This window comes from Streptomyces sp. ADI96-02 (genome assembly GCF_003846185.1).
Classification (GTDB): Bacteria; Actinomycetota; Actinomycetes; order Streptomycetales; family Streptomycetaceae; genus Streptomyces.
The window spans coordinates 4304516-4305183 of sequence record NZ_ML123034.1; the positions used below are offsets into that span (position 1 = coordinate 4304516).

General features: G+C 69.3%; 1 protein-coding gene. It reads right to left on the reverse strand.

The window, feature by feature from the left end:
* The coding region (locus EES43_RS30700; protein WP_206430082.1) for a hypothetical protein at nt 1-668 on the reverse strand (668 nt) is incomplete at both ends.

Consider the following 668-nt stretch of genomic DNA (forward strand, 5'->3'; position numbering starts at 1 on the left):
TACCACACCGCGTTCTTCTGGCCCGTTACGGCGTCGTACGACATCCGCACATGCTCGCGCTTGGCGTCCGGCTCGCCCTTCGGCGACACCCACGCCTCCACCGCACGCCCGGCCCCGTCCACACGCTGGTGCACCGTCGAACCGTCCGGCTGCGCCACCGACTCGACCAGTCCGTTGACCTTGCCGTACGTCGTGGTCGACGTGCCCGCACTGCCGGGAGCGGTGACCTGCGTCGTGCGCCCGGCCGCGTCGAACACGGTCTTCCAGCCCTCGGCGGACTGATCACCCTTGGTCAGCGTCTTGTGCGTTTTGTTTCCTGGAGCGTCCGAGGTGTATTGGGCTGTGGCGGGGGTGTCGGGGTCGCCTGTGTCCGCTCGTGAGCCGGTCGCCGGCTGTTTTGACGTAAGGGTGTCGGTTTCGGGCAGGCCGCCGGCGGTGTAGTCGTGATCGACGGTGAAGGAGCTGGTGTCCTCCTGGACGCGGGTGGCCTTGCCGAACGCGTCGAACGCGGTCTCGGTCGTGGTGCCGGGGGTGCCGTCGCCGTAGGCCGTTTCGGTCTTGACCGGGTTTCCCTCGTCGTCGACGGTCTCGGTGCTGGTGACGGTGGGCTCGGTCGCACCGGCGGGGACGGTCCGGTTGGTGGTGGTGCCCGCGACGTCGTCGCGGGC